Below are 21,876 nucleotides of genomic sequence, written 5' to 3'. Positions count from 1 at the left end.
AAGCCATGAGCTTCATCACCACCGAGCCGCCGTTTCGCTTTCGCGCCGGCCGGCGACCGCTGCTGATCTCGATGCCGCACGTCGGCACGCATGTGCCGCCGCAGCTTGCCGCGCGGCTCACCGACGAGGCGCGCCAGGTGCCCGACACCGACTGGCATCTTGAGCGCCTGTACGACTTCGCCGACACACTCGGCGCCTCGCTGCTGGTCGCCACGCACTCGCGCTACGTGATCGACCTGAACCGGCCGCCCGATGGCGCCAGCCTCTATCCGGGGCAGAGCGTCACCGGCTTGTGCCCGATCGACAGCTTCGACGCCACGCCGCTCTATGCACGCGGCGACACGCCGGACGCGGCCGAGATCGCGCAGCGCCGCGAGGCCCTCTGGGAGCCCTACCACCGCCAACTGGCGGACGAACTGGCGCGCCTGAGGGCGCAGCACGGGGTCGTGGCGCTGTGGGATGCGCATTCGATCCGCTCGGTGCTGCCGCGCTTCTTCGAAGGCAGGCTGCCCGACCTGAACCTGGGCACCGCCAACGGCGCGAGCTGCGACCCGGCGCTGGCGCAGACGCTGCTGCGGATCGCCGGCGCGGCCGGCGGCTTCACCTCGGTATTGAACGGCCGCTTCACCGGCGGCTACATCACGCGCCACTATGGCCAGCCGGCCCAGGGCGTGCATGCGGTGCAGCTCGAGATGACGCAGCGCAGCTACATGCAGGAGGCCTTGCCCTTCGACTACCTGCCCGAGGTGGCGCAGCGTGTGCAGCCGCACCTGCGGCGCATGCTCGACGCCGTGCTGGACTTCGTCGAGCGCCCGCGCGGTTGAGCGGCATGGAGTTTCTTGCCGCGCTGGCCGCCGCGATAGGCCCTGACCGCGTGCTGGCCGGCGACGCCGTCCCTGCGCGCCATCACAGCGACTGGAGTGGTGCGGCGCCGGTGCCGCCGCTGGCGCTGGTGCGCCCACGCAGCACCGAGGAGGTGGCCGCCGTGCTGCGGCTGTGCAGCGCACACCGCGTGCCCGTGGTGCCGCAGGGCGGGCTCACCGGCCTTGCCGGCGCCGCCGTGCCGAGCCCCGGCGCCATCGCGCTCTCGCTCGAGCGCATGAACGCCGTCGAGTCGCTCGACCCGGTGGCCTCCTGCATCACGGTACAGGCCGGCGCGACCTTGCTGGAGGTCCAGCAGGCGGCCGCCGCGCAGGGCCTGCAGTTCGGCGTCGACTTGGGTGCGCGCGGCTCCTGCCAGATCGGCGGCAACCTGGCCACCAATGCGGGCGGCAACGGCGTGCTGCAGTTCGGCATGATGCGCGAGCAGACGCTGGGCCTGGAGGTGGTGCTGGCCGACGGCAGCGTGCTGCCGATGCTGCGGCCCATGCTGAAGAACAACACCGGATACGACCTCAAGCAGTTCTTCATCGGCGCCGAGGGCACGCTGGGCGTGATCACGCGCGCCGTGCTGCGCCTGTACCCGGCGCCGACCGCGCGCGTGGCCGCGCTGGTCGCGCTCGCCGACTTCGACGCCGCGCTGGCGCTGCTGGGCCACCTGCAGGCGCGTCTGCCGCGCGCGCTGGCGGCTTTCGAGCTGATGTGGCGCGACTTCGTCGAGACCTCGCTGCAATGGCAGCGGCTGCGCGAACCCTTCGACGCGGTGCACCCCTTCACGGCGCTGGTCGAGGTGGTGGGCGAGGAAGAGGCCTCGGTGCGCGCAGCGCTCGAAGCGGCGCTGGCCGATGCCATGGAGGCCGGGCAGGCTAGCGATGCCCTCATCGCCCAGTCGCAGGCACAGGCGCTTTCCTTCTGGAAGATCCGCGAGGCCACCGCCGAACTGCCGGTGCACATGCGCCCGCCGATCAACTTCGACGTCAGCCTGCCAATGGCCGAGATCGGCCGTTTCGCCGCCGCCTGCCGCGGCGCGTTCGATGCGCGCTGGCCGGGCCACCATACGCTGTTCTTCGGCCACGTGGGCGACGGCAACCTGCACATCTCGACCGATGGCCGCTCGATCGGCGGCCAACAGGCGCAGCTCGAGGAAATGGTCTATGCACGCGTCGCCGCGCATGGCGGCAGCGTGTCGGCCGAGCATGGCATAGGGCTGCACAAGAAGCCCTATCTGGCGGCCAGCCGCACGCCGGCCGAGCTGGCCGCGATGCGCGCCATCAAGCGCGCGCTCGATCCGCTCCATCTTCTCAACCCCGGCAAGGTATTCGACCTGTGAACCCGTCCACCATCCATGCACTCGCCCGGCCCGAGGTGTCTCCGCTGCCGGCCTACAACGCCGGGCTTTCGTCCGATGCGGTGCGCGCGCGCTACGGCGTCGCGGAGGTCGCCCGCCTCGCCAGCAACGAGAATCCGTTCGGCGCCAGCCCCGCGGTGGGCCGCGCGCTGGCCGGCCTGGCCTCGCAGCTCAACCATTACCCCGATGCCAACAGCACTGCGCTGCGCCGCGCCATCGCCGGGCGCGTGGGCGCCGAGCCTGGCCAGATCGTCATCGGCAACGGCTCCGAGGACATCCTGCAGATGCTCTGCCTGGCCCTGCTGTCGCCGGGCGACCGGGTGCTGACGCAGCGCCCGGGCTTCGGGCTGCACGAGATCTTTCCGCGCATGATGAACGCCGAGGTCCAGGCGCTGGCGCTCACGCCGGCGCTCGAATTCGATCTCGACGCCTGGTGCGAGGCGCTGGCGCGCGGGCCGAAGATCGCCATGATCGCCAACCCGTCCAACCCGGTCGGCTGCTTGTTCGACGCCGCCGCGTTCGAGCGCCTGCTCGCGGCCACGCCGGCGGGCACGCTGCTGGTGATCGACGAGGCCTACGTCGAATACGCGCGGCTCGCGCCCGGCTTTCCCGACGCGCTGGCGGCGCTGCGCCGCCAGCCGCGCCCCTGGATCGTGCTGCGCACCTTCTCCAAGGGCTGGGGCCTGGCCGGGCTGCGCGTGGGCTACGGCATTGCCTCGGATGCTGCGCTGGTGCAGTTGCTCGACCGCGTGCGCACCCCGTTCAACGTCAACCATGCGGCGCAGACCGCCGCACTGGCCGCCTGGGGCGACGAGCCCTTCATGGACCATGCCGTGGCGCAGACCGTGCAGATGCGCGCGGCGCTGGAGGCGCAGTTGCATGCGCTGGCGCTGCCCGGCCTGCGGGTGGCGCCGTCGGCCGCGAACTTCCTGTTCATCGATCTTGGCCGCCCGAACGGCCCGGTCCACGAGGCGCTGCTGGCACGCGGCATCATCGTCAAGCCCTGGAAGGAGCCCGGCTTCGAGCACTTCATCCGCGTCTCCGTCGGCACGCCCGACGAGAACCGGCGCTTCCTCTGCGCGCTGCGCGAGATCCTCGGCGCAACGCCATGAAACCTTTCCGCGGCCGGGGCGTGGTCGCGGCCCACGTGGCCGATCGCGCCAGCGCGGCCGGGCTTCCTACAATCGGCGCATGAAGCCCGCCGCCTACACCCGCGCCCAGCAACTGCCCGCCATCCTCGCCGAGCGCATCGCCATCCTCGACGGCGCCATGGGCACCATGATCCAGCGCTTCAAGCTCAACGAGGCGCAGTACCGCGGGCAAGGGTATGCCGGCCCCGGCGGCGCGGGCGGGCGCTTCAAGGACTTCCACAAGGACGTCAAGGGCAACAACGAACTGCTGTCGCTGACCCGCCCGGACGTGATCCGCGACATCCACGAGAGCTATCTGGCCGCCGGTGCCGATCTGATCGAGACCAACACCTTCGGCGCCACCACCGTGGCCCAGGACGACTACGAGATGGCGCACCTGGCGCGCGAGATGAACCTGGCCTCGGCCCGCATCGCGCGCGCGGCCTGCGACAGGTTCAGCACACCGGACAAGCCGCGCTTCGTCGCCGGCGCGCTGGGCCCGACGCCCAAGACCGCCAGCATCAGCCCCGACGTGAACGACCCCGGCGCGCGCAACGTCGACTTCGAGACGCTGCGCGCGGCCTACTACGAGCAGACCGAGGCCCTGGTGGAGGGTGGCGCCGACCTGATCCTGGTCGAGACCATCTTCGACACCCTCAACGCCAAGGCGGCGCTGTTCGCGGTGGACGAGTACTTCGAGGCCAGCGGCGAGCGCCTGCCGATCATCATCAGCGGCACCGTCACCGACGCCTCCGGCCGCATCCTGTCGGGCCAGACCGTGACCGCCTTCTGGCACAGCGTGCGGCACGCGCGGCCGCTGGCCATCGGCCTGAACTGCGCCCTCGGCGCGGCCCTGATGCGGCCCTACATCCAGGAACTGGCGCGCGTGGCGGAGGACACCTTCATCTGCTGCTATCCCAACGCCGGCCTGCCCAACCCGATGAGCGACACCGGCTTCGACGAGACGCCCGAGGTTACCGCCCGCCTGCTGCACGAGTTCGCCGCCGAGGGCCTGGTGAACATCGTCGGCGGCTGCTGCGGCACCACGCCCGACCACATCGGCGCGATACGCGGCGCGGTATCCGCGCTGCCCGGACGGGCCCTGTCGCTTACGAACTGAGCGCCTCTTTGCGCCGCGTTCAACGAAAATCGTCCTTGTCCGACGCCCGTCCCGCAGCCGCTGCACTAGTGTCGCCGCACAGGCCTTGCTCCGCAGGGCCAGGAGCCCGCAATGCCCACTTCACCCATCATCCGCGTGGCGCTGGCCGCCCTGATACTGCCGGTGGCGGCCCAAGCGCAGCAGGCCTTCACCAACCAGGGGGTGAACCTGCGCGCCGGCCCCGGCGCCAGCTATCCCGTCGTGGCGCAGCTCGCGCCCCGCACCTCGCTCAACGTCCAGGGCTGCGTCGCCGGCTACCAGTGGTGCGACGTGGTGCTGCCCGACGGCCTGCGCGGCTGGGTCTATGCGCAAAGCCTGTCCTACCCGTACCAGGGCCAGCCGGTGCCGCTGGCCTCCTACGGCGCGGCCATCGGCATACCGCTGGTGACCTTCGCCCTGGGCAGCTACTGGGGCTCCTATTACCGTGACCGCCCCTGGTACCGCGAGCCGCGCTACTGGGGCGGCCGCCCGCCGCCGCCACCGCCGCCCAACTGGCATCCGCCCGGCCGGCCGCCGCACATGGGCGGCGGCCCGGGCTGGAACCGGCCTGAGCGGCCGCATGGCCCGCCGCCCGGGCACTGGGACCGGCCCGGCGGCGGTCATCGCCCAGGCGGTCCAGGTGGCCCGGGCGGGCCTGGTCCCGGCCACGTGGGCGGCGGTGGGCATGGCCCGGGAGGCCCCGGCGGCGGGCATGGCGGTGGCGGGCATGGTCCGGGAGGCGGCCACCGCGGCGAGCGCTGAGCCCTAGAATTCGGGGCTTTCCATCCCGCCCCCACCGCCCCATGTCCGACCGCTGGAGAGTCCTGCCGCAATACGCCCTGCCCAAACGCGGCCTGACCGATTTCGCCGGCTGGGTGGCCTCGCGGCGCCGGGGCAGCACCACCACCGGGCTGATCCGCTGGTTCGTGGGCAAGTACAAGGTCAACATGGCCGAGGCGGCCGAGCCGGACATTGGCCGCTACGCGACCTTCAACGACTTCTTCACGCGCGCGCTGGGGCCCGGCGTGCGCCCGATCGCGGACGCGGCGCTGGTCTGCCCGGTGGACGGCGCCATCAGCCAGTTCGGCGAGATCGAGGACGACCAGATCTTCCAGGCCAAGGGCCACCGCTATTCCACCACCGCGCTGGTCGGCGGCGATGCGGAGCTGGCCGCGCGCTTCGCGCACGGCAGCTTCGCCACCATCTACCTCAGCCCGCGCGACTACCACCGCATCCACATGCCCTGCGACGGCCGGCTGCTGCGCATGGTCTACGTGCCGGGGGCGCTGTTCTCGGTCAACCCGACCACGGCGCGCGGCGTGCCCGGACTGTTCGCGCGCAACGAGCGCGTGGTGTGCGAGTTCGCCACCGACTTCGGCCCCTTCGTGCTGGTGCTGGTGGGCGCCACCATCGTCGGCAGCATGGCCACGGTGTGGCATGGCGTGGTCAACCCGCCGCGCGGCAAGGCGGTGCGCACCTGGCGCTACGACGACCAGGACATCCGCATCGCCAAGGGGCAGGAAATGGGCCGCTTCCTGCTCGGATCCACCGTGGTGCTGCTGTTCCCGCAGTCCGCCGGAGTGCGCTTCGACCCCTCCTGGGCGCCCGCCGCCGCGGTGCGGCTCGGCGAGCCGATGGCCGAACTGGCGCGCTGACCGCGCCGCCCCGCAAGGCGGCGTGCCGGCCTGATCCGGCACATGCGCTTTCCACCTGAACATAGGCCGATTCCTTCGTTGGGCATCCCTGCCCGCGCTGCGACAGTGCGTTGCCCGGACGCCTTCGCCCGCAGCGAACCCGCGGGAGCGGCCCATGCAGATGACGCGACGACAGATGCTTGCCGCCACGGCCCCGGGCCTGGGCGCGGGCGTGCAGGCCCAGGCGCCGGAGCGCCCGGCGGCGGCGCGGCTGGATCGAGCGGCGCTTCCTCGATGCCGCGCTGAGCTTTGCGCAGTCCTGGGACATCGCCCGCTTCGACGCCGTGTTCCTGGCCGACAGCGTGGGCATCCGCGATGCGGCCTCGGGCACGCAGCACCGCACCGCGCGCGTCTCCAGCTTCGAGCCGCTCACGCTGCTGTCGGCGCTCGCGGCGGTGACCGAGCGCATCGGCCTGATCGGCACCGTCTCCACCACCTACAACGAGCCCTGCCACGTGGCGCGCAAGTTCGCCTCGCCCGACCATCTCTCGGGCAAGCGCTCCGGCTGGAACGTGGTCGCCTCCTCCAGCGAGTCGGAGGCGCACAACTTCAACCGCGAGCACCACCCCGCGCATGCGCTGCGCTATGAGCGCGCGCGAATTCGTCGACGTGGTCAACGGCCTCTGGGACGGCTGGGAGGACGACGCCTTCGTGCAGGACAAGGAAGAGGGCACCTACTACGACCCCGGGGGCGTGCACGTGCTGCACCACCGCGGCCGGCATTTCCAGGTGCGCGGCCCGCTCAACGTGGCGCGCTCGCCGCAGGGCCGGCCGGTGGTGGTGCAGGCCGGCGCCTCCGGGCCCGGCCAGGCCCTGGCCGCGCAGACGGCCGAGGTGATCTTCACGGCCCAGCAGACGCTGGCCGGCGCCCAGGCCTTCCATGCCGGCGTCAAGGGCCGCCTGGCGCAGTACGGCCGGCACCCGGACGAGCTGAAGCGCCCTGGTCCAGGGCGCGCGCCACATGCACGACCCGCATGTCCGACACCCAGTCCCCCGCCCTTGCCGCGCCGTCCGCGCCACGTCCGCCGGTGCCGGCCTGCTGCTGGTGGGCATCAACGAGGCGCTGAAGATCATCCTGATCGCCAAGGCCGCCGCCGCGCCGATCGCCCTCAACACCTGCAAGGGGCTGCAGGGCGTGCCCACGCAGTACATCGAGCAGGCTGCTGGACGAGCCCTTCGGCGCGCTCGACGCCATGACCTCGAAGAGGCGGTCTGCCTGGGCGACAAGGTGGTGGTGATGGAGCCGCGCCCATGGCGCGCCGCCGCGCGTGCGCCGCACCGCCCTGCGGGCGCTTGATGGGGAAAAGTGCCTGTAGCCCAGATAATACCTTGGCTACATGCTATATATTTAATAGCAAAAATACCGTACCCAGCGCCCGGTCGAGCGCAGCAAAGGCCCGTAGGCCGCCCGGGGTCCCCCTCTGCGGCGTCGAGGAGCACCGGGGCGGCGAGGGCTGTCTGAGCCGAAGGCGAATTCCGCAGCCGCCTGCCCGCACCGAGCATCGCAGCGCCGTCCGCGCAGCGGACCGCCACAGGGGGGCGCCTTTTCTTTGCTTCCATTCTCTTGGCGAGACAAGAGAAAGGGGCTGCGCCGCCGGGCGCACCTCCTGGCTCCCGCCGCCCGCAGGGCTGTGAACGCAAGCCCCGAATGCAAGGCGCAACGCTCTGGCCGCCTCGCAGGCACGTTGCGGCAGGCGCAGCCCCTCAGGTCCCGGCCCCGGGCCCGCCCGCTCCAGGCGCCGCCGCTTCCCGGCACACGCCCACGAAACGCTCCAGCGCCGCAGACAGCTGCCGCTCGCGCCGGTGCACCAGCGCAAGGCTGCGCTCCATGGCGGGCAGGGTGGTTGGCAGCTCGCGCAGGCGCCCGCTGGCGAGCAGGTCCTGCACCAGCACGCGCGAGAGGCAACTGATGCCCAGGCCTTCGGCCACGGCGTTCTTGATCGCCTCGGAGCTGCCCAGGGTGATCTCGGCGCGCACCTGCTGCAGGTGCGGCAGCAGCGCATGTTCCACCGCCTCGCGCGTGCCCGAGCCCGGCTCGCGCAGCAGCCACGGAGCAGGGCGCAACTGCCGCACGGTGAGCGGCGCCCGGGCCGCGGCCGCGGCCAAGGGATGGTGCGGCGCGGCGACCACGATCAGTTCGTCGCGGCACCAGTCGAGCACGCTTAGTTCGGGCATGTGGCAGGGGCCCTCGATCAGGCCCAGGTCGGCGTCGAAGGCGGCCACGCTCTGGCACACGCCCAGGGTGTTGCCGATCCAGACGTCCAGCCCGGCCTGCGGCAGTTGCCGCCGCAGGCGCGCGATCAGCCCGGGCAGCAGGTAGTTGCCGACGGTGGTGCTGGCCGCCAGCCGCAGGCGGATGCGCGGCGCGCCGTCGCCGCCAAAGCCGTCTTCGATGGCCTGCGCCCGGGCCAGCACCGACAGCGCGTCGGGCAGCAGCGCCCGGCCGCTGTCGTTGAGCACCAGCCGCCGGCCCACGCGGTCGAACAGGCGCGCGCCGAGCACCGATTCGAGTTCATTGAGCGCCGCGCTGGTGGCCGACTGCGACAGCGCCACCGCCTCCGCCGCCGCGCTGGTGGAGCCGGTGCGCGCAACCGCGCAGAACAGCTGGAGCTGGCGCAGCGTCAGGCGCATGGCAGTCGTCCGTGGCGCCGCGCGCCACCCGCGGCGCACGAAGTCCCAAGCCCCGGAAGGCCGCGGAGCAGTCCGTGCGCGGACATGCGCGCAACCGGCTTGCCGGGCCGCAGGAGGTGCCCGCTGCAAGGAGGGTGGTGAAGACGCGAAGCGCGACGCCTGGGGTTCATATCGATTCTGATGGTTGGTTATAACGAAACTATCTGTTTTACAGGTTAACGGCGGATTTCTAAAGTGCCTGCACACCCTCGAAAGCCGCCATGCACACCGCCCCGCCCGCCGCCCTTTCCCTTCCCGCGCTGCGCGGCGCCGCGGGGCGCCTGCTGCCCGGGCTGCTGCTGGCCGGGGCGCTGGCGGCGGCGGCCATCGCGCTGGCGGCGTCGCCGTGGCTGCAGTCGCACGGCATCAGCGCGCTCACGCTGGCCATCGTGCTGGGCCTGCTGGCCGGCAACACCGTCTACCCGCGCCTGGCCGCCGCGGCCGGGCCGGGCGTGGGCTTTTCCAAGCAGCGGCTGCTGCGCCTGGGCATCGTGCTGTACGGGCTGCGGCTGACCTTCCAGGACATCGGCCAGGTGGGGCTGGCGGGCGTGGCGATCGACGCGGCCATGCTGTGCAGCACCTTCGGGCTGGCGGGCTGGCTGGGCACCCGCGCCTTCGGCCTGGAGCGGCGCACGGCCATGCTGATCGGCGCCGGCAGCGCGATCTGCGGCGCCGCCGCGGTGATGGCGGCAGAGCCCGTGGTGCGCGGCCGCGCCGGGCAGGTGACGGTGGCCGTCTCCACCGTGGTGGTGTTCGGCACGCTGGGCATGTTCCTCTACCCCGCGCTGTACCAGTGGAACCTGCAGCACCAGTGGCTGGCGATGAGCGAGACCGGCTACGGCATCTTCGCCGGCTCCACCATCCACGAGGTGGCCCAGGTGGTGGCCGCCGGCCGCGCCGTGGGCGAGCACGCGGCCGACACTGCCGTGATCGCCAAGATGGTCCGCGTGATGATGCTGGCGCCCTTCCTGCTGATGCTGTCGGCCTGGCTGGCGCGCAACCCGGAGCGCGGCGACGGCGCGGCGGGTGCGCATGCGCCCGCCGCCGGCCTGGCCATTCCCTGGTTCGCGCTGGGCTTCGTGGCGGTGGCTGGCGTGCACTCGCTGGGCGTGCTGCCGCGCCCCGTGGTGGAACTGGCGCTGGACCTGGACCTGGTGCTGCTGGCCATGGCCATGGCCGCCCTGGGCCTGACCACCCACGTCTCGGCCATCCGCCAGGCCGGCCTGCGGCCGCTGGGGCTGGCCGCGCTGCTGTTCGCCTGGCTGGTGGCGGGCGGCGCGGCGGTCAATCAGTGGCTGCCGCGGCTGTTCTGAGGCGGGCGCTATCAGCGCATCAGGATGAAGCAGATGTTCAGGTTCTCTCCTGCTACGGGAGCTTCTTTCAAGACGATGAGCAAGTTGATAGGGGAGCCGCGCTCAAAGGTGGCAGCCAGGCTGCGGCCCGTGCTGCTGCGCACGTCCAGCAGCACGGTGGAGTTGAGGATGCCGCTGGGCGGCGAGTCGAATAGGATGAAGTAGGCCAGAGCGCCGGTGTTTCTGTCGGCGGCGTTGATCACGCGGTAGGCTGCACCGCTGACGATCGTTGCCAACGTCGTGTAGTCGGCGGCGGGATCTTGCAGCGAGAAGCAGCCGTGGCGCACGTTGGCCACACCCGCCACGGTGCCTTGCGGCCCGGCAGGGCCGGTGTCGCCTTTGGCGCCGGTATCGCCCTTGGGGCCTGTGGGGCCTTGCGGGCCGGGATCACCCTGGGGACCTGCCGGGCCTGCTACACCGGGCGGCCCCTGAAGGCCGTTCGCGCCCGCGGAGCCTGGCGCACCCACGGCGCCGGCATCGCCCTTCGGTCCTGCCGGGCCGGTGGCGCCCTGGGGTCCTGCAGGACCCGGTGCTCCCGTATCGCCTTTGTCGCCCTTGGCCCCCACGATGGCCTGCGGGTCGCAGCGGACCAGAAGGCCTGTTGCGTCGTGGCACACCGTGCTGGTGGCGGTGGCGGATGTCCCGGGCAGGCCGGGCAGGCGCACATCGCCCGTGGGAAGCACCTGCAGCGCGGGTGTGCCGGGGGCGGAGTGGATGACCACGCTGCTTCCGGCGGCGGGCGTCAGGGTCATGTCGGCCGCCCAGGCGACCGCCGCCCACAGGCAGAGGACAGGGCAGGCGAGGAGGCGGGAGGGTATCCGGGGCATGAGATCAGCCTTGTTGGTGTCACTGTGTAGAGAGGGTCCTGCGCCCGATGCCGGCCAGCAGCAGCGACAGCGCCGCCAGCGCCCAGCCGTCCAGCGTGGGCACGGCCACGGGCGCACCCGCGCCGTTGCCCAGGGGCACCGGCCCCGCCTGGCCCGCCACGGGGCAGCCCGGGCTGGCGGTGCGCAGCACCTGGCCGCCGCTGGCGGTCACCTGGCCGGAGGGTATCCATTGCCCGGCCAGTTCCACCCGCCCGTCTCCCAGGGCCAGCAGTGCGCCGGCTTGGGTGGACACATCGCGCGCTGCCGTGAGCGCACCGCCCGCGCCCAGGGCCAGCGTGCCACCGTTGAGTATGTCCGCGCAGCCCATGGAGACCGTGCCGCCGCCCAGGTCGGCCGCCGTGCCGGACGGCAGCACCCAGGCCGCCCCGGCGGGCGCGGCGGCCAGCAGCAAGGCAGCGATGGAGATCAGGTGCGACGGCATCTGGAACATGCGACGGCACGTCAGTGCGCCGTGCAGCAAGCGCTGAAAACTATTGTTCTGAAAGCGCATGGTGCGCGGATGGAGTGGTGGCGGTGATCTTCTGCGCGCCCAGCCCTGGTGTCTTGACTGTGCGTCCGGTTGCGCCTTGACTGGGCGTTTCAGCGCCCGCGGCCTCCGCGCCGGCGCGTTGGCCTGCCGTCAGCAGGCCAGGCGCCCACGGGCCCCGGCTCGCGGTGGCAGCGTCGGCTATCGCCGTCAATGGGGGCGGCTCACCACGATCTGGCAGGAAGCCAGCGGCGCGAGCGTCTGGTCCACGCTGCAGCGGGTCTCGTCGCTCGGGCCGGCGATGCGATGCGCGGCCGTGACGTCCACGGCGGTGATGCGCAGCGGCCGGTCGGTGGTGTTGCGCACCTCGTAGCCGTGCATGAAGTCCGCGAACGGGAGTTCAAAGTCGGGGTGGTCGGGCAGATCGACGCTGCCGCCTGCGGGCTTGTCGAGCAGCACCTCGCTCGCAGGCACCGCGAGCGCCTGCCCGCTCCAGGGCATGGCCAGCAGCGCCGCGCCGGCCACCAGACCGAGCATCGCGGTGCGGACCACGCCGTTCCCGTGGCCGCGCAGCAGATGGCGTGCCCCTGCGGCCAGCAGCAGCGCCAGCGCTGCCATGCCCCACTGCGATAGCGTGGGCACCGACTGCGTGCCTGCGCTCAAGGGCGCGTACGTGATGTTGCCCACCGCCTGCGCCCATGCGGGTGCCTGTGTGCCGGCAGCCAGCGCCAGCGCGCCGGCACGCAGGAGACGTTTGCAAGTCATGCGGAATCCTTTTTCAATCCTGGAGAGAGGTCTCCTCGATGCTAGGAGGCCCTGTGCGTGCGGCTTGACTGGGGATTCCGCATTTCTTGACCCGGTGTCCCAGCCCATGAGGCGTATTGCCCCCGTATCGCAGGCACCTGCGCGGTTTTTCGGCCCGGCGGCGTGGCCAGGCGCTCGTGGCGGTCCTGGCGCGGCGCCCGGGAAAGCGGGGGACTACAGCCCGCGTACCCAGTTGGCGTATTCGGCCGATGGAGCGGCGCTGCCAGCCGCTGCGTGGGCAGGCGCGCCCACGGCACGGGCGTCGCGGGGCGCAACGCCGAAGGCAGCGCGGAAGGCGCGGCTGAAGTGGGCCTCGCTGGTGAAGCCGGTGCGCGCGGCGATCTCTGCCACGCGCAGGCGCTGGTTGGCCGGGTTGGCCAGCGTATGGAAGGCGCGCAGCAGGCGCTGCTGCTGCACGTAATGCGCCACGCCACCCTGCTGCTCGAACAGCCGGTACAGCCGGCTGCGCGAGATGCCGAAAGTGCGGCATAGCGTGTCGGGGCCGAGTGGCGCGCCCAGGTTGCGGCCAATGTGCCGCTGGATGCGCTCCAGCGTGACGCCGTGCAGGGCCTCGCGCGCCTGGGCCTGGGTATGCCGGCTGGGGCGCAGGCAGGCTGCGAGCATCTGCGCGGTGGCCTGCGTCACGGCGGGCGCGTCCGCGACCGCGATGGCCGGCAACCGCCGGTGCAGCGACGCCAGGTGGTCGCTCAACAGCCCGCACAGGGCGGTTTCCATGCGCAGCACGGTGCCATGCAGCCCGCTTGGAGGTCCGGCAAAGGCCTCGTCGACCAGCGCGCGCGGCATGATGAGCGATAGCACCTGGGACGGGCGCGCGAAAGTGCGCAGCGTGCGGTCCAGTTCGAGCACGGTGATGTCGCCGGGGCGCACCTGCATGTCCTGACCGTCGCCGTGCTGGCCCACGAAGCCGCCGCTGCGGTACCACTGGACCAGGTAGTGGTCGAGCCCGTCGCGCGCGGCGCGTGCGCGCGTGCGCGAGAACTGCTGTTCGCCGAAGGACAGGTCCCCGATCAGCAGGTTGCCCAGATGCGAGGCGTTGACCGAGGCCTGGAAGCTGTCCAGCCCCTCGCGTGCGAGCGGGGCCACGTCGAAGATGACGGAAATGCTGTCGCGCCAGGCCTCGAAGCGGGCTTCGCCCGCGGCCTGGTCGGTGGCGAAAACCGTGGAGGGCAAAGGGCGGGTAGCGGGCATGGCGGCGCGATTATGGAGCGGGAACGTTGCGCCGGACCATCCCCGAGTGGCGTCCATGGCAGGCCATGTACTGCCGCGCCCCTCACCTCAGCCGCAGCGGCACCACGCTCGCGTCGTTGTTGGCCTCGACCAGCCGGATCAGCTGCAGCATGAAGAGGTCGCGTTCGGCGGCCGGCAGGGCCTCCAGTGTGCGGTCATGGGCGCGCTGCATGGCGGGCTCCATGCGCTTGACGAGAGCACGGCCGGCGCGGCTCAGGCGCACCAGCTTCACGCGCCGGTCCTGCTCCGACTGGCGGCGTTCCAGCAGGCCGCGCGCCTGCAGCCGAGGCAGCACCTCGGCCACGCTGCTGCGCTCCAGCCCGATTTCCCAGGCCAGCGTGTTCTGGTCCAGTTCGCCGTGCTGCGCCAGCGCGGTCAGCAGGCTGTACTGCACCGGCGTGATGTCGAAGCTGCTGGTCTCCTGCAGGAACAGGCCGCCGTGGATCTGGTGCAGCCGCCGCACCAGGAAGCCCGGTTGCCTGAACAGGAGGGAGCGCGCCTGCAGCGTGCGCAGTTCGGCCGGGGGCGCTGTGTCGGATGGGTGGTCATCAGGCATGGTGGCGTAGCCGCTTGCAAGAGTCGCGGCCGACAGGGACGATTATGAGGTATGCCATGTAATGCCTCAGCGTAAAACGCTGCGCGCGCCACAAGTGCGCATGCGCCGCAGTGCTGCGCTCCGTTGGTGCGGTTGTTGGCGTCCGGACCATCGCCAGGCCTGCTCCGGTGCTGGCATGGAATGTGAGGTATGCCGCCTATCTACGATGATTCCGGCGCCCGGCGCCCGGCGCGCCCGCTCCGACATGCAAGACCTCCTACTGCAACGCGGCCATGTGATAGGCTTGGCCAGCGGCCATGACGCTGTCGCCGACATACTGGTGCGCGACGGCCGCATCGCCGCCATCGGCAAGGACCTTGCGGGTACCGCCGCCGCAGCGGGCGTGGAGGTGGTCGACTGCCGTGGCAAGCTGGTGCTGCCCGGCCTGATCGACACCCACGGCCACGTCTACCAGTACGTGACGGGGCGCTTCGGCATGAATGCCTGCATGTGCGGCGTGCACTCCGGCGTGACCACGGTGGTGGATCAGGGCGGTGCCAGCTGCATGACGCTGCCGGGCTTGCGTCACCACGTGGCGGGGGCTTCGCAAACCCGGGTGCTGGCCTTCCTCTCCGCCTATCTGGTGGGGGGCCTGGAAGGGCATTGCTACCCCGAGCTGTACCGCCCCGACTGCCTGGACGTGGGGGCCACGGTGAAGTCTGCGCGTGCCAACCGCGACCTGGTGCGCGGCCTGAAGGCGCATGCCGGATCGGCGGCTTCGCGCGCTGAGTCGTGGACGTGATGCGCCTGGCCTCGCGCATCGGCCGCGAGGCGGAGCTGCCGGTCTACATCCACTTCGGCCAGCTCTGGCCCAAGCCGGAGATCCGCGGCCGCCCGGTCGACCCCGATTCGATCTTCGGGCAGGTAGTGGACATGCTCAAGCCCGGCTACATCCTGGCCCACCCCTTCAGCCGGCATCCGGGCGGCTTCGTCGAGATCGACGGCAAGCTGCATCCGCTGGTGAAGGAGGCCGTGGCGCGCGGGCTCAAGATCGACGTGGGCCATGGCTCGCACTTCAGCTACCGCACGGCGCGCATCGTGCTCGATCATGGCGTGCTGCCCGACACCCTGGGGACCGACATGCACGGCTACAACACCAGCGTGCCGCAGCCGCCCGGCACCCCGGACACGCATCCGGACGAGGAAGACCACCTGTTCACCGGCCGCATGGTGTCGGCCATGACCAGCATGCTGGCGCTGGGCCTGGACCTGTCCCACGTGGTGCGCATGGTCACGGCCAACGCCGCACGCATGGTCGGCCTGGAGGGCGAGATCGGCCACCTGCGCGTGGGGGGCGTGGCCGATGTCAGCGTGCTCGACGACCACCGCGGCAGCTGGACGCTCAAGGACAAGTACCGCTCCTGGCTGCGCAACATGGGCGCGTGCTATGGCACCGTCTGAGCCCGCGCGGCTGGAGGTGCGGCTGGCCGGCATGCGCTATGGCGCGGTGGATGCGCTGCTGTTCGATCTGGAGCCGCTGGCGCCGTAGCTCCTGCCCCCGGTGGCCGTGGGCGCCCATGTCGACCTGCACCTGGGCAACGGCTGCGTGCGGCCGTACTCGGTCATCACGGCGCTGAGCAGCCCGAAGCGCTATGCGGTCGCGGTCCAGCGCGACGCGGCAGGGCGCGGTGGCGCTGCCTGGTTGCACGACAGCGCGCGCGTGGGCCAGGTGCTGCAGATCGGCGCGCCGCGCAACCACTTTGCCGTGGCGGCGGGCGACGGGCCGGTGCTGCTGCTGGCTGGCGGCATCGGCATCACCCCGATCTACTCGATGCTCGAAGAACTGGAGCGCGCGGGCCGCGCCGTCCGGCTGCACTACTGGTGCCGCTCGCCGGAGCATGCCCTGTTCGGCGCTGCGCTGCAGGGGCGCACGGGCGTGTCCGTGCACTACAGCGCGGACGGCGAGCGCGCCTGCCGACTGGCCGACGCGCTGGCCGCCGCGCCTGCGGATGCCGCGATCTACTGCTGCGGCCCGGCCCGCATGCTGGACGAACTGGCGTCGCTTGCCGCAGGGCGGGCGGTGCATGTCGAGCGCTTCGCGCCAGCGCCCACCGCGCCGGCCGCGGACGCGGCGCCGCCGGACGCCTACACCGTGGAGCGCGCCCGCTCGCAGAAGCGCTTCACGGTGCAGCCACGGCAGACCATCCTCGAAGTGCTGCTCGCCGAGGGCATGGACGTGCTCTATTCCTGCGGGCAGGGCGTGCGCGGCGCCTGCGAGGTGCGGGTGCTGGATGGCGTGCCCGTGCATGCCGACAGCGTGTATGCCCCGGCCGACCATGCCCGGCGCTGGACCATGATGATCTGCTGCTCGCGCAGCGCATCGCCCCGGTTGGTGCTGGATCTCTGATGCGCGCCACTTCGTCCGCAGGACATGACAAATGCGGTATGCCACTCATCACGCTGTGCCGTGCCGGCGGCGCACTCCCTGTTCAGTTTCTCCTTCCCCAACCCATCTTGAAATAAGGCAGGTTCCATGAATATCCTCCGCACCTTCGGCCGCACGGCCCTGCTGCCCCTGGCGCTGATCGCCGCTGCTGCCACCGCCCAGGCGCAGCAGGTGATCAGGATCGGCGCACCGCTGGCGCTGACCGGTGGGCTGGCCGACGAGGCCCGCGAGCAACAGGTGGCCTACGACATGTGGCTCAAGCGGGTCAAGGCCGTGGGCGGCATCGACGTCGGCGGCAAGAAGCTCAAGGTCGAGCTGGTCGAGAGCGACTACCAGTCCAACGACCAGCGTGCCCAGCAGATGGCCGAGAAGATGATCAGCCAGGACAAGGTCGACTTCATTGTGTCGCCCTTCGGCTCCGGCCACACCAAGGTGGTGGCGGGCGTGGCCGAGCGCTATGGCGTGCCGGTGGTGGCGCCTTCGGCCTCGTCCGAGTCGGTGTTCGACCAGGGCTTCAAGTACCTGTTCGGCACGCTCGCGCCCAACGGCGGCCTGGTCGAGACCATGGTGCAGCAGTTCGTGAAGAAGAGGCCCGGCGTCAAGCGCATCGCCATCCTGGGCCGCGAGGACGTGTTCCCGCGCCCCATGCTCGCGAGCATGCGCGAGGCCGCCAGGAAAGCCGGCCTGGAGATCGTGCATGACGAGCTGTACCCAGTCGGCAACCTGGACTTCTCCGCCTCCATGTCGCGCATCCGCGCGACCAAGCCGGACTGGATCTACGTCACCGGCTACGACAAGGACCTGATCCTGGCGCGCAAACAGATGGCCGACCTGGGCGTCGCGGCGCCCATCGTCACCATGATCACCGGACCGGCCTACCCCGAGTTCGTCAACAACCTGGGCCCGCTGGCCGAGAACGTCAGCAGCGTCACCTGGTGGCACAAGGCCACGCCCTACACCTCGGGCGACGTGTTCGGCTCGACCAAGGCCTTCCACGACGAGTATCTGGCCCGCGCCAAGGCCGAACCCGACTACGTGGGTGCGTCCTCCGCCGCGGCCCGGTGGCTTTGCAGAAGGCCATCGAGAAAGCCGGCACGCTGGACAAGGCCAAGGTGCGCGACGCGCTGGCCGCGCTGGACATCCAGACCTTCTACGGCCTGATCAAGTTCGGCCTCAACGACATGAACGCCGGCCCCCAGCTGCCGGTGATCCAGGTACAGGGCGGCAAGGCCGTGCTGCTCTATCCGGATGCCATCAAGGAAGCCGAACTCAAGCCCTTCGCCGCGGCGAAGTAAGGCTTGCCCACTGCGAAACGGCATGGACATCTACGCACAAATCGTCGCCAACGGCCTGATGCTGGGCGCGCTCTACGCCTGCATCGCCGTGGGCTTCTCGCTGGGCCGGGGCGTGCTCAACGTCATCAACACGATGCACGGCTCCTTCATCGTGCTGGGCGGCCATCCTGTACTACGTGCTGCGCAGCTCGCGCATCGGCCGGGCCATCGTCGCGGTGCGCATGGACCGCGACGCGGCCGCGCTGATGGGCATCCGCGTCAACAAGGTCTATGCGGTGACCTTCGGTATCGCCGCGCTCATGGCCGTCGCCTGCGGCGCGCTGATGTCGGTGGTCTATCCGATCACCACCAACATCACCGGACTGCTGATCGGCAAGGCCTTCACCATCTGCGTGATCGGCGGCCTGGGCAGCGTGCCCGGCGCGCTGGCCGGCGGCATGGCGCTGGGCCTGATCGAGAGCGTGGCCGGCAACTACGTGGGCGCGCAGTACGCCATCCTGCTCGGTTCGCTGCTGATGCTGGTGCTGCTGATGGTGCGCCCCACCGGATTGCTGGGCAAGAAAGGCTACGAATGAGCGCTCCCCTCCTGTCCCCGCACCGCCGCGCCCCGCACGGCGTGTTCGCGGCCGCGGTGCTGGCCATGCTGCTGCTGCCGCTGGTGGTTGCGGCCTTTGCGTTCTGCATCGGCGTGGCCATCACGCGCATGAAGGGGCACCACTTCGCCGTGGGCTCGATCACGCTGATCGAGGTGCTGCGCCAGGTGGCCTCGCTCTGGTCCGGCCTGACCGGCGGCGGCGACGGCCTGAACATTCCCATCCTGCCGGGCGGCCCGGTGTTCGCCGGTCGCGTGTTCTTCTACGCCATGCTGGGCGTGGCGCTGCTGGTGTGGGTCGCGGCCGTGGCGGTGGACCGCTCCCGGCTGGGCTTCGGCCTGCGCTGCATCGGCCAGAACGAGGACGCGGCCGACATGGTGGGCGTGGACGTGAACCGCTACAAGACCGCGGCCTTCACGCTGTCGGCCGTATTCTGCGGGATGGTGGGCGCGATCTACGCGTCCTGGGTGTCCTACATCTCTCCCACCGACGCGTTCAGCGTGCTGCTCACGCTCAAGGTGCCGGCCATGGCCATGCTCGGCGGCCTGGGCACGGTCTACGGCCCGGTCATCGGCGCCACCGCCTTCGTGCTGATGGAAAAGACCATCTGGGCGCATTTCCTGGACTACAACCAGGCGATCCTGGGCCTGGTCATCGTGCTGCCGATCTTCTTCCTACCCGGCGGCTTCCTGCACATCGACTACCGCCGGCTGTGGCGGCGCAAGCCTGCGGCCGTGCCGCGCATGGAGGTGTCCCGGCCATGAGCCCCGCCCTGCTCGAGGTGTCCCACCTCTCCAAGTCCTTCGGCGGCCTGCAGGCCACGCGCGACGTGAGCTTCTCGCTGCGCCAGGGCGAGATCGTCGGCCTGATCGGCCCCAACGGTGCAGGCAAGACCACGCTGGTGAACCTGATCACCGGCGTGCTGGCGCCGAGCGCCGGCCGCATCGTCTTCGAGGGTCGCGACGTGACGCGCCAGCGCCCGTTCCAGGCCGCACGCGGCGGCCTCACGCGCACCTTCCAGATCGTGCAGCCCTTCCCGCAGATGACGGTGCTGGAGAACGTCAGCGCGGGTGCGCTGTTCGCCGGCGCCGCTGCCAGCCGCGCCCAGGCCACGCAGGAGGCCATGGCCCATCTGGAATTCGTCGGCCTGGCCGACCAGGCGCGGCGGCCGGCGACAGCGCTCACGCTGCCGTCGCGCAAGCGCCTGGAACTGGCCAAGAGCCTGGCCATGAAGCCGCGCCTGCTGCTGGTCGATGTGGCGGACGCCGCCGCACCGGCCCGGCGCGCCTGGTCGCTGCTGGGCAGCGGCGCCGGTCCGCAGATCCGCTTCGGCAGCCGCGACCCGGCCATACTGGCGCGCCTGGCCTGGCGCGACGGCCCGCTGGCCGCCTGCCTGCAGCGCGCGCTGGCGCAGGGTGCGGTCGACCTGGCACCGCTGGCCGCGGCCGGCCTGGCCGGCGGTGACGAGCTGCATGCCCGCACCACCGCCGCCACCGCCGCGCTGCAGACGCGCCTGCCGCTGGACGACGAGGCGGTCGCCGCCATGCTGGCCGGCACGCCGCTGTTCTTCCTCACGCTGTGGATGGCGGCCTGCCACCTGGTGGGCGAGGCCGCGGCCGATGATGGCCGCGACCCCGCCGCCACCCTGGTCGTGGCCCTGGCCGGCAATGGCCAGGACTGCGGCATCCGCCTGGCCGGAAAGCCGGCGCAGTGGCACACCGCCCCCGCGCAGCCGCCGGCAGGCCCGCGCCTAGACGCCGCGGCAGCGCGCCCGGCCTCCCCCATGGTGGGGGATAGCGGCGTGATCGACGCATTGGGCCATGGCGCCCAGGCGCTGGCGGGCGCGCCGGAGGTCGCCGCCGCCCTGCAGGACTGGCTGCCGCCGGACTGGCGCGAGCGGCCCGGACTGCACCTGCGCCGCTCCGGCACCGCCTGCGCACTGGATGCCGCAGCGGTGGCGCGCAGCGGCGTGGCGCCGATGGCGGCGATTGCGATGGTCGATGCAGCGGGAGAGGCGGGCTTGCTGGGGCGGGGGGTGTTCGTGCCGCCGATGGAGGTGTTCCGATAATGGTCGGGATTCCAGCGAAAAGTAGGCGTAGCCCAGGCTGTTCCTTGGCTATTCGCTATCATTTTTGAATTTTGACGGCGCTACCCCGGATGGCGGCCGGGACTGGCACTGGCGGGCGCCCCCTATAGTCCCCACCCCATGGCCAAGGAAAAAACCAACTACGTCTGCTCCGAATGCGGCGGCACCAGCCCGCGCTGGCTGGGCAAATGCCCCAGCTGCGGCGCCTGGAACACCCTGGTGGAGACGGTGGCGCAGGCCGCGCCCGCGCCGGGCAAGAACCGGCTGGGCACGCCGGCCTTTGCCGCGCTGGCGCAGACCGCCGAGGTGGCGATGCTCTCCGACATCGAGGCCAGCGACTTCGACCGCACGCCCACCGGCATGGACGAGCTGGACCGCGTGCTGGGCGGCGGCATCGTCGAGGGCGGCGTGGTGCTGATCGGCGGCGACCCGGGCATCGGCAAATCCACGCTGCTGCTGCAGGCGCTGGACGCGCTGTCGCGCCGGCCCTCGGGCGCCTCGGGCGGCGAGCCGGCGGGGCTCGACACGCTCTACGTCACCGGCGAAGAGAGCGGCGCCCAGGTGGCGCTGCGCTCGCGCCGCCTGGGGCTGGAGCATTCGCAGGTGCAGGTGCTGGCCGAGATCCAGCTGGAGAAGATCCTCGCCACGCTGGAGCAGTTGCGGCCCTCGGTGGCGGTGATCGACTCGATCCAGACGGTCTATTCGGACCAGCTCACCTCGGCCCCGGGCTCGGTGGCGCAGGTGCGCGAATGCGCGGCGCACCTCACGCGCGCGGCCAAGGCCAGCGGCGTGGCGATCATCCTGGTCGGCCACGTCACCAAGGACGGCGCGCTGGCCGGCCCGCGCGTGCTGGAGCACATGGTGGACACGGTGCTGTACTTCGAGGGCGACACGCACAGCAGCTTCCGCCTGGTGCGCGCCATCAAGAACCGCTTCGGCGCGGTCAACGAGATCGGCGTGTTCGCCATGACCGAGCGTGGCCTCAAGGGCGTGACCAACCCCAGCGCCATCTTCCTCAGCCAGCATGCCGAGCCGGTGCCCGGCAGCTGCGTGCTGGTCACGCTCGAAGGCACGCGGCCGATGCTGGTGGAGATCCAGGCCCTGGTCGACAGCGGCGGCCCCAGCCCGCGGCGGCTGTCGGTAGGCCTGGACCGCGACCGGCTGGCCATGCTGCTGGCGGTGCTGCACCGGCACGCCGGCATCGCCTGCATGGACCAGGACGTGTTCGTCAACGCCGTCGGCGGCGTGCGCATCACCGAGCCGGCGGCCGACCTGGCGGTGCTGCTGGCCATCACCAGCAGCCTG

The 21,876-nt window shown here is 71.4% G+C and carries 23 protein-coding genes and 1 pseudogene; 18 read left to right on the top strand and 6 right to left on the bottom strand.

All coding sequences use genetic code 11. From position 1 onward, the window contains the following. Positions 1–5: 5 nt before the first annotated feature. The 8 genes and pseudogenes from hutG to JHD63_RS24955 all read left to right on the top strand — a co-directional run bounded on the left by hutG (position 6) and on the right by JHD63_RS24955 (position 7,486). On the top strand, positions 6–824 hold the full coding sequence (hutG, locus tag JHD63_RS06535; protein WP_198969936.1) for an N-formylglutamate deformylase: 819 nt from the start codon (positions 6–8) through the stop codon (positions 822–824). Positions 825–829: 5 nt separating this feature from the next. Beyond that, the gene (locus JHD63_RS06530; RefSeq protein WP_198969935.1) at positions 830–2,209 is read left to right on the top strand and encodes an FAD-binding oxidoreductase; all 1,380 of its coding nucleotides are present in this window, start codon (positions 830–832) and stop codon (positions 2,207–2,209) included. Then, positions 2,206–3,339 (top strand): histidinol-phosphate transaminase, encoded by a 1,134-nt coding sequence (locus JHD63_RS06525; protein ID WP_198969934.1) that lies wholly within the window; start codon positions 2,206–2,208, stop codon positions 3,337–3,339. The genes JHD63_RS06530 and JHD63_RS06525 overlap by 4 nt, the downstream gene beginning before the upstream one ends. A gap of 79 nt (positions 3,340–3,418) precedes the next feature. Beyond that, entirely contained in the window at positions 3,419–4,477 is a 1,059-nt protein-coding gene (locus JHD63_RS06520) for a homocysteine S-methyltransferase family protein (RefSeq protein ID WP_198969933.1), read from the top strand. Between the two features lie 111 nt (positions 4,478–4,588). After that, positions 4,589–5,257 (top strand): SH3 domain-containing protein, encoded by a 669-nt coding sequence (locus tag JHD63_RS06515; RefSeq protein ID WP_198969932.1) that lies wholly within the window; start codon positions 4,589–4,591, stop codon positions 5,255–5,257. Positions 5,258–5,298: 41 nt separating this feature from the next. Then, a complete protein-coding gene (gene asd, locus JHD63_RS06510) occupies positions 5,299–6,150 on the top strand; it encodes an archaetidylserine decarboxylase (protein WP_198969931.1) in 852 nt (283 codons plus the stop codon). A gap of 308 nt (positions 6,151–6,458) precedes the next feature. Then, positions 6,459–7,125 (top strand): annotated as a pseudogene (locus JHD63_RS06505) (NtaA/DmoA family FMN-dependent monooxygenase); the annotation flags it as partial. 25 nt (positions 7,126–7,150) lie between these two features. Then, entirely contained in the window at positions 7,151–7,486 is a 336-nt protein-coding gene (locus tag JHD63_RS24955; protein WP_370590410.1) for a hypothetical protein, read from the top strand. A 407-nt stretch (positions 7,487–7,893) separates the two neighbouring features. On the opposite strand, the gene JHD63_RS06495 is transcribed toward JHD63_RS24955, so the two are convergent. Further along, positions 7,894–8,820, bottom strand: a complete 927-nt coding sequence (locus JHD63_RS06495) for a LysR family transcriptional regulator (protein ID WP_198969930.1) — start codon at positions 8,818–8,820, stop codon at positions 7,894–7,896. A gap of 260 nt (positions 8,821–9,080) precedes the next feature. Between JHD63_RS06495 and JHD63_RS06490 the strand changes: the two genes are divergently transcribed. Continuing rightward, complete coding sequence (locus JHD63_RS06490) at positions 9,081–10,172, top strand: YeiH family protein (protein ID WP_198969929.1); 1,092 nt, start codon at positions 9,081–9,083, stop codon at positions 10,170–10,172. Between the two features lie 11 nt (positions 10,173–10,183). Here the strand turns inward: JHD63_RS06490 and JHD63_RS06485 are convergent, their stop codons facing one another. From JHD63_RS06485 to JHD63_RS06465, 5 genes are all read right to left on the bottom strand, one after another. Next, entirely contained in the window at positions 10,184–10,963 is a 780-nt protein-coding gene (locus JHD63_RS06485; RefSeq protein WP_233167722.1) for a collagen-like protein, read from the bottom strand. A gap of 94 nt (positions 10,964–11,057) precedes the next feature. After that, positions 11,058–11,528, bottom strand: a complete 471-nt coding sequence (locus JHD63_RS06480) for an IPTL-CTERM sorting domain-containing protein (RefSeq protein WP_198969927.1) — start codon at positions 11,526–11,528, stop codon at positions 11,058–11,060. A gap of 246 nt (positions 11,529–11,774) precedes the next feature. After that, positions 11,775–12,329 (bottom strand): midcut-by-XrtH protein, encoded by a 555-nt coding sequence (locus JHD63_RS06475; RefSeq protein ID WP_198969926.1) that lies wholly within the window; start codon positions 12,327–12,329, stop codon positions 11,775–11,777. Between the two features lie 213 nt (positions 12,330–12,542). Next, positions 12,543–13,577, bottom strand: coding sequence for a helix-turn-helix domain-containing protein (locus JHD63_RS06470; RefSeq protein WP_198969925.1), 1,035 nt, complete (start codon positions 13,575–13,577; stop codon positions 12,543–12,545). Between the two features lie 82 nt (positions 13,578–13,659). Beyond that, positions 13,660–14,172, bottom strand: a complete 513-nt coding sequence (locus JHD63_RS06465; RefSeq protein WP_198969924.1) for a MarR family winged helix-turn-helix transcriptional regulator — start codon at positions 14,170–14,172, stop codon at positions 13,660–13,662. Between the two features lie 244 nt (positions 14,173–14,416). Here JHD63_RS06465 and JHD63_RS24750 point away from each other — a divergent pair, with 244 nt between their 5' ends. The 9 genes from JHD63_RS24750 to radA all read left to right on the top strand — a co-directional run. After that, positions 14,417–14,953: a hypothetical protein gene (locus tag JHD63_RS24750; RefSeq protein WP_304952633.1), complete on the top strand. Its 537-nt coding sequence runs from the start codon at positions 14,417–14,419 to the stop codon at positions 14,951–14,953. Beyond that, on the top strand, positions 14,953–15,612 hold the full coding sequence (locus JHD63_RS24745) for an amidohydrolase family protein (RefSeq protein ID WP_304952634.1): 660 nt from the start codon (positions 14,953–14,955) through the stop codon (positions 15,610–15,612). Before JHD63_RS24750 ends, JHD63_RS24745 begins: the two co-directional genes overlap by 1 nt. Before the next feature lie 100 nt (positions 15,613–15,712). Then, entirely contained in the window at positions 15,713–16,558 is an 846-nt protein-coding gene (locus tag JHD63_RS24950) for a PDR/VanB family oxidoreductase (RefSeq protein WP_198969923.1), read from the top strand. Positions 16,559–16,684: 126 nt separating this feature from the next. After that, entirely contained in the window at positions 16,685–17,758 is a 1,074-nt protein-coding gene (locus tag JHD63_RS06450) for an amino acid ABC transporter substrate-binding protein (RefSeq protein ID WP_198969922.1), read from the top strand. Then, positions 17,710–17,892, top strand: a complete 183-nt coding sequence (locus JHD63_RS06445; RefSeq protein WP_198969921.1) for a hypothetical protein — start codon at positions 17,710–17,712, stop codon at positions 17,890–17,892. The genes JHD63_RS06450 and JHD63_RS06445 overlap by 49 nt, the downstream gene beginning before the upstream one ends. Before the next feature lie 164 nt (positions 17,893–18,056). Continuing rightward, a complete protein-coding gene (locus tag JHD63_RS06440; RefSeq protein ID WP_370590409.1) occupies positions 18,057–18,467 on the top strand; it encodes a branched-chain amino acid ABC transporter permease in 411 nt (136 codons plus the stop codon). Further along, positions 18,464–19,249 carry a branched-chain amino acid ABC transporter permease gene (locus JHD63_RS06435; protein ID WP_198969919.1) on the top strand — a complete coding sequence of 262 codons (786 nt, stop codon included), beginning with the start codon at positions 18,464–18,466 and terminating at the stop codon, positions 19,247–19,249. Before JHD63_RS06440 ends, JHD63_RS06435 begins: the two co-directional genes overlap by 4 nt. Continuing rightward, on the top strand, positions 19,246–20,553 hold the full coding sequence (locus tag JHD63_RS06430; RefSeq protein WP_233167720.1) for an oxamate carbamoyltransferase subunit AllG family protein: 1,308 nt from the start codon (positions 19,246–19,248) through the stop codon (positions 20,551–20,553). Before JHD63_RS06435 ends, JHD63_RS06430 begins: the two co-directional genes overlap by 4 nt. 138 nt (positions 20,554–20,691) lie before the next feature. Then, a partial coding sequence (gene radA, locus JHD63_RS06425; RefSeq protein WP_198969918.1) for a DNA repair protein RadA occupies positions 20,692–21,876 on the top strand: 1,185 nt, incomplete at its 3' end.

It is taken from the genome of Xylophilus sp. ASV27 (assembly GCF_016428875.1).
Lineage (GTDB): Bacteria > Pseudomonadota > Gammaproteobacteria > Burkholderiales > Burkholderiaceae_C > Xylophilus.
The sequence above is the reverse complement of the archived record's forward strand: the minus strand, read 5'-3'. Positions and strand labels throughout refer to the sequence as shown.

Coding starts and splice junctions, on each gene's coding strand:
- asd (WP_198969931.1), top strand. CDS start 5,299: ATGTCCGACCGCTGGAGAGTCCTGCCGCAATACGCCCTGCCCAAACGC.
- JHD63_RS24745 (WP_304952634.1), top strand. CDS start 14,953: ATGCGCCTGGCCTCGCGCATCGGCCGCGAGGCGGAGCTGCCGGTCTAC.
- JHD63_RS06470 (WP_198969925.1), bottom strand. CDS start 13,577: ATGCCCGCTACCCGCCCTTTGCCCTCCACGGTTTTCGCCACCGACCAG.
- JHD63_RS06530 (WP_198969935.1), top strand. CDS start 830: ATGGAGTTTCTTGCCGCGCTGGCCGCCGCGATAGGCCCTGACCGCGTG.
- JHD63_RS06520 (WP_198969933.1), top strand. CDS start 3,419: ATGAAGCCCGCCGCCTACACCCGCGCCCAGCAACTGCCCGCCATCCTC.
- JHD63_RS06485 (WP_233167722.1), bottom strand. CDS start 10,963: ATGACCCTGACGCCCGCCGCCGGAAGCAGCGTGGTCATCCACTCCGCC.
- JHD63_RS24750 (WP_304952633.1), top strand. CDS start 14,417: ATGCAAGACCTCCTACTGCAACGCGGCCATGTGATAGGCTTGGCCAGC.
- JHD63_RS06465 (WP_198969924.1), bottom strand. CDS start 14,172: ATGCCTGATGACCACCCATCCGACACAGCGCCCCCGGCCGAACTGCGC.
- JHD63_RS06450 (WP_198969922.1), top strand. CDS start 16,685: ATGAATATCCTCCGCACCTTCGGCCGCACGGCCCTGCTGCCCCTGGCG.
- hutG (WP_198969936.1), top strand. CDS start 6: ATGAGCTTCATCACCACCGAGCCGCCGTTTCGCTTTCGCGCCGGCCGG.
- JHD63_RS06515 (WP_198969932.1), top strand. CDS start 4,589: ATGCCCACTTCACCCATCATCCGCGTGGCGCTGGCCGCCCTGATACTG.
- JHD63_RS06480 (WP_198969927.1), bottom strand. CDS start 11,528: ATGTTCCAGATGCCGTCGCACCTGATCTCCATCGCTGCCTTGCTGCTG.
- JHD63_RS06435 (WP_198969919.1), top strand. CDS start 18,464: ATGAGCGCTCCCCTCCTGTCCCCGCACCGCCGCGCCCCGCACGGCGTG.
- JHD63_RS06495 (WP_198969930.1), bottom strand. CDS start 8,820: ATGCGCCTGACGCTGCGCCAGCTCCAGCTGTTCTGCGCGGTTGCGCGC.
- JHD63_RS24955 (WP_370590410.1), top strand. CDS start 7,151: ATGCACGACCCGCATGTCCGACACCCAGTCCCCCGCCCTTGCCGCGCC.
- JHD63_RS06490 (WP_198969929.1), top strand. CDS start 9,081: ATGCACACCGCCCCGCCCGCCGCCCTTTCCCTTCCCGCGCTGCGCGGC.
- JHD63_RS06475 (WP_198969926.1), bottom strand. CDS start 12,329: ATGACTTGCAAACGTCTCCTGCGTGCCGGCGCGCTGGCGCTGGCTGCC.
- JHD63_RS06430 (WP_233167720.1), top strand. CDS start 19,246: ATGAGCCCCGCCCTGCTCGAGGTGTCCCACCTCTCCAAGTCCTTCGGC.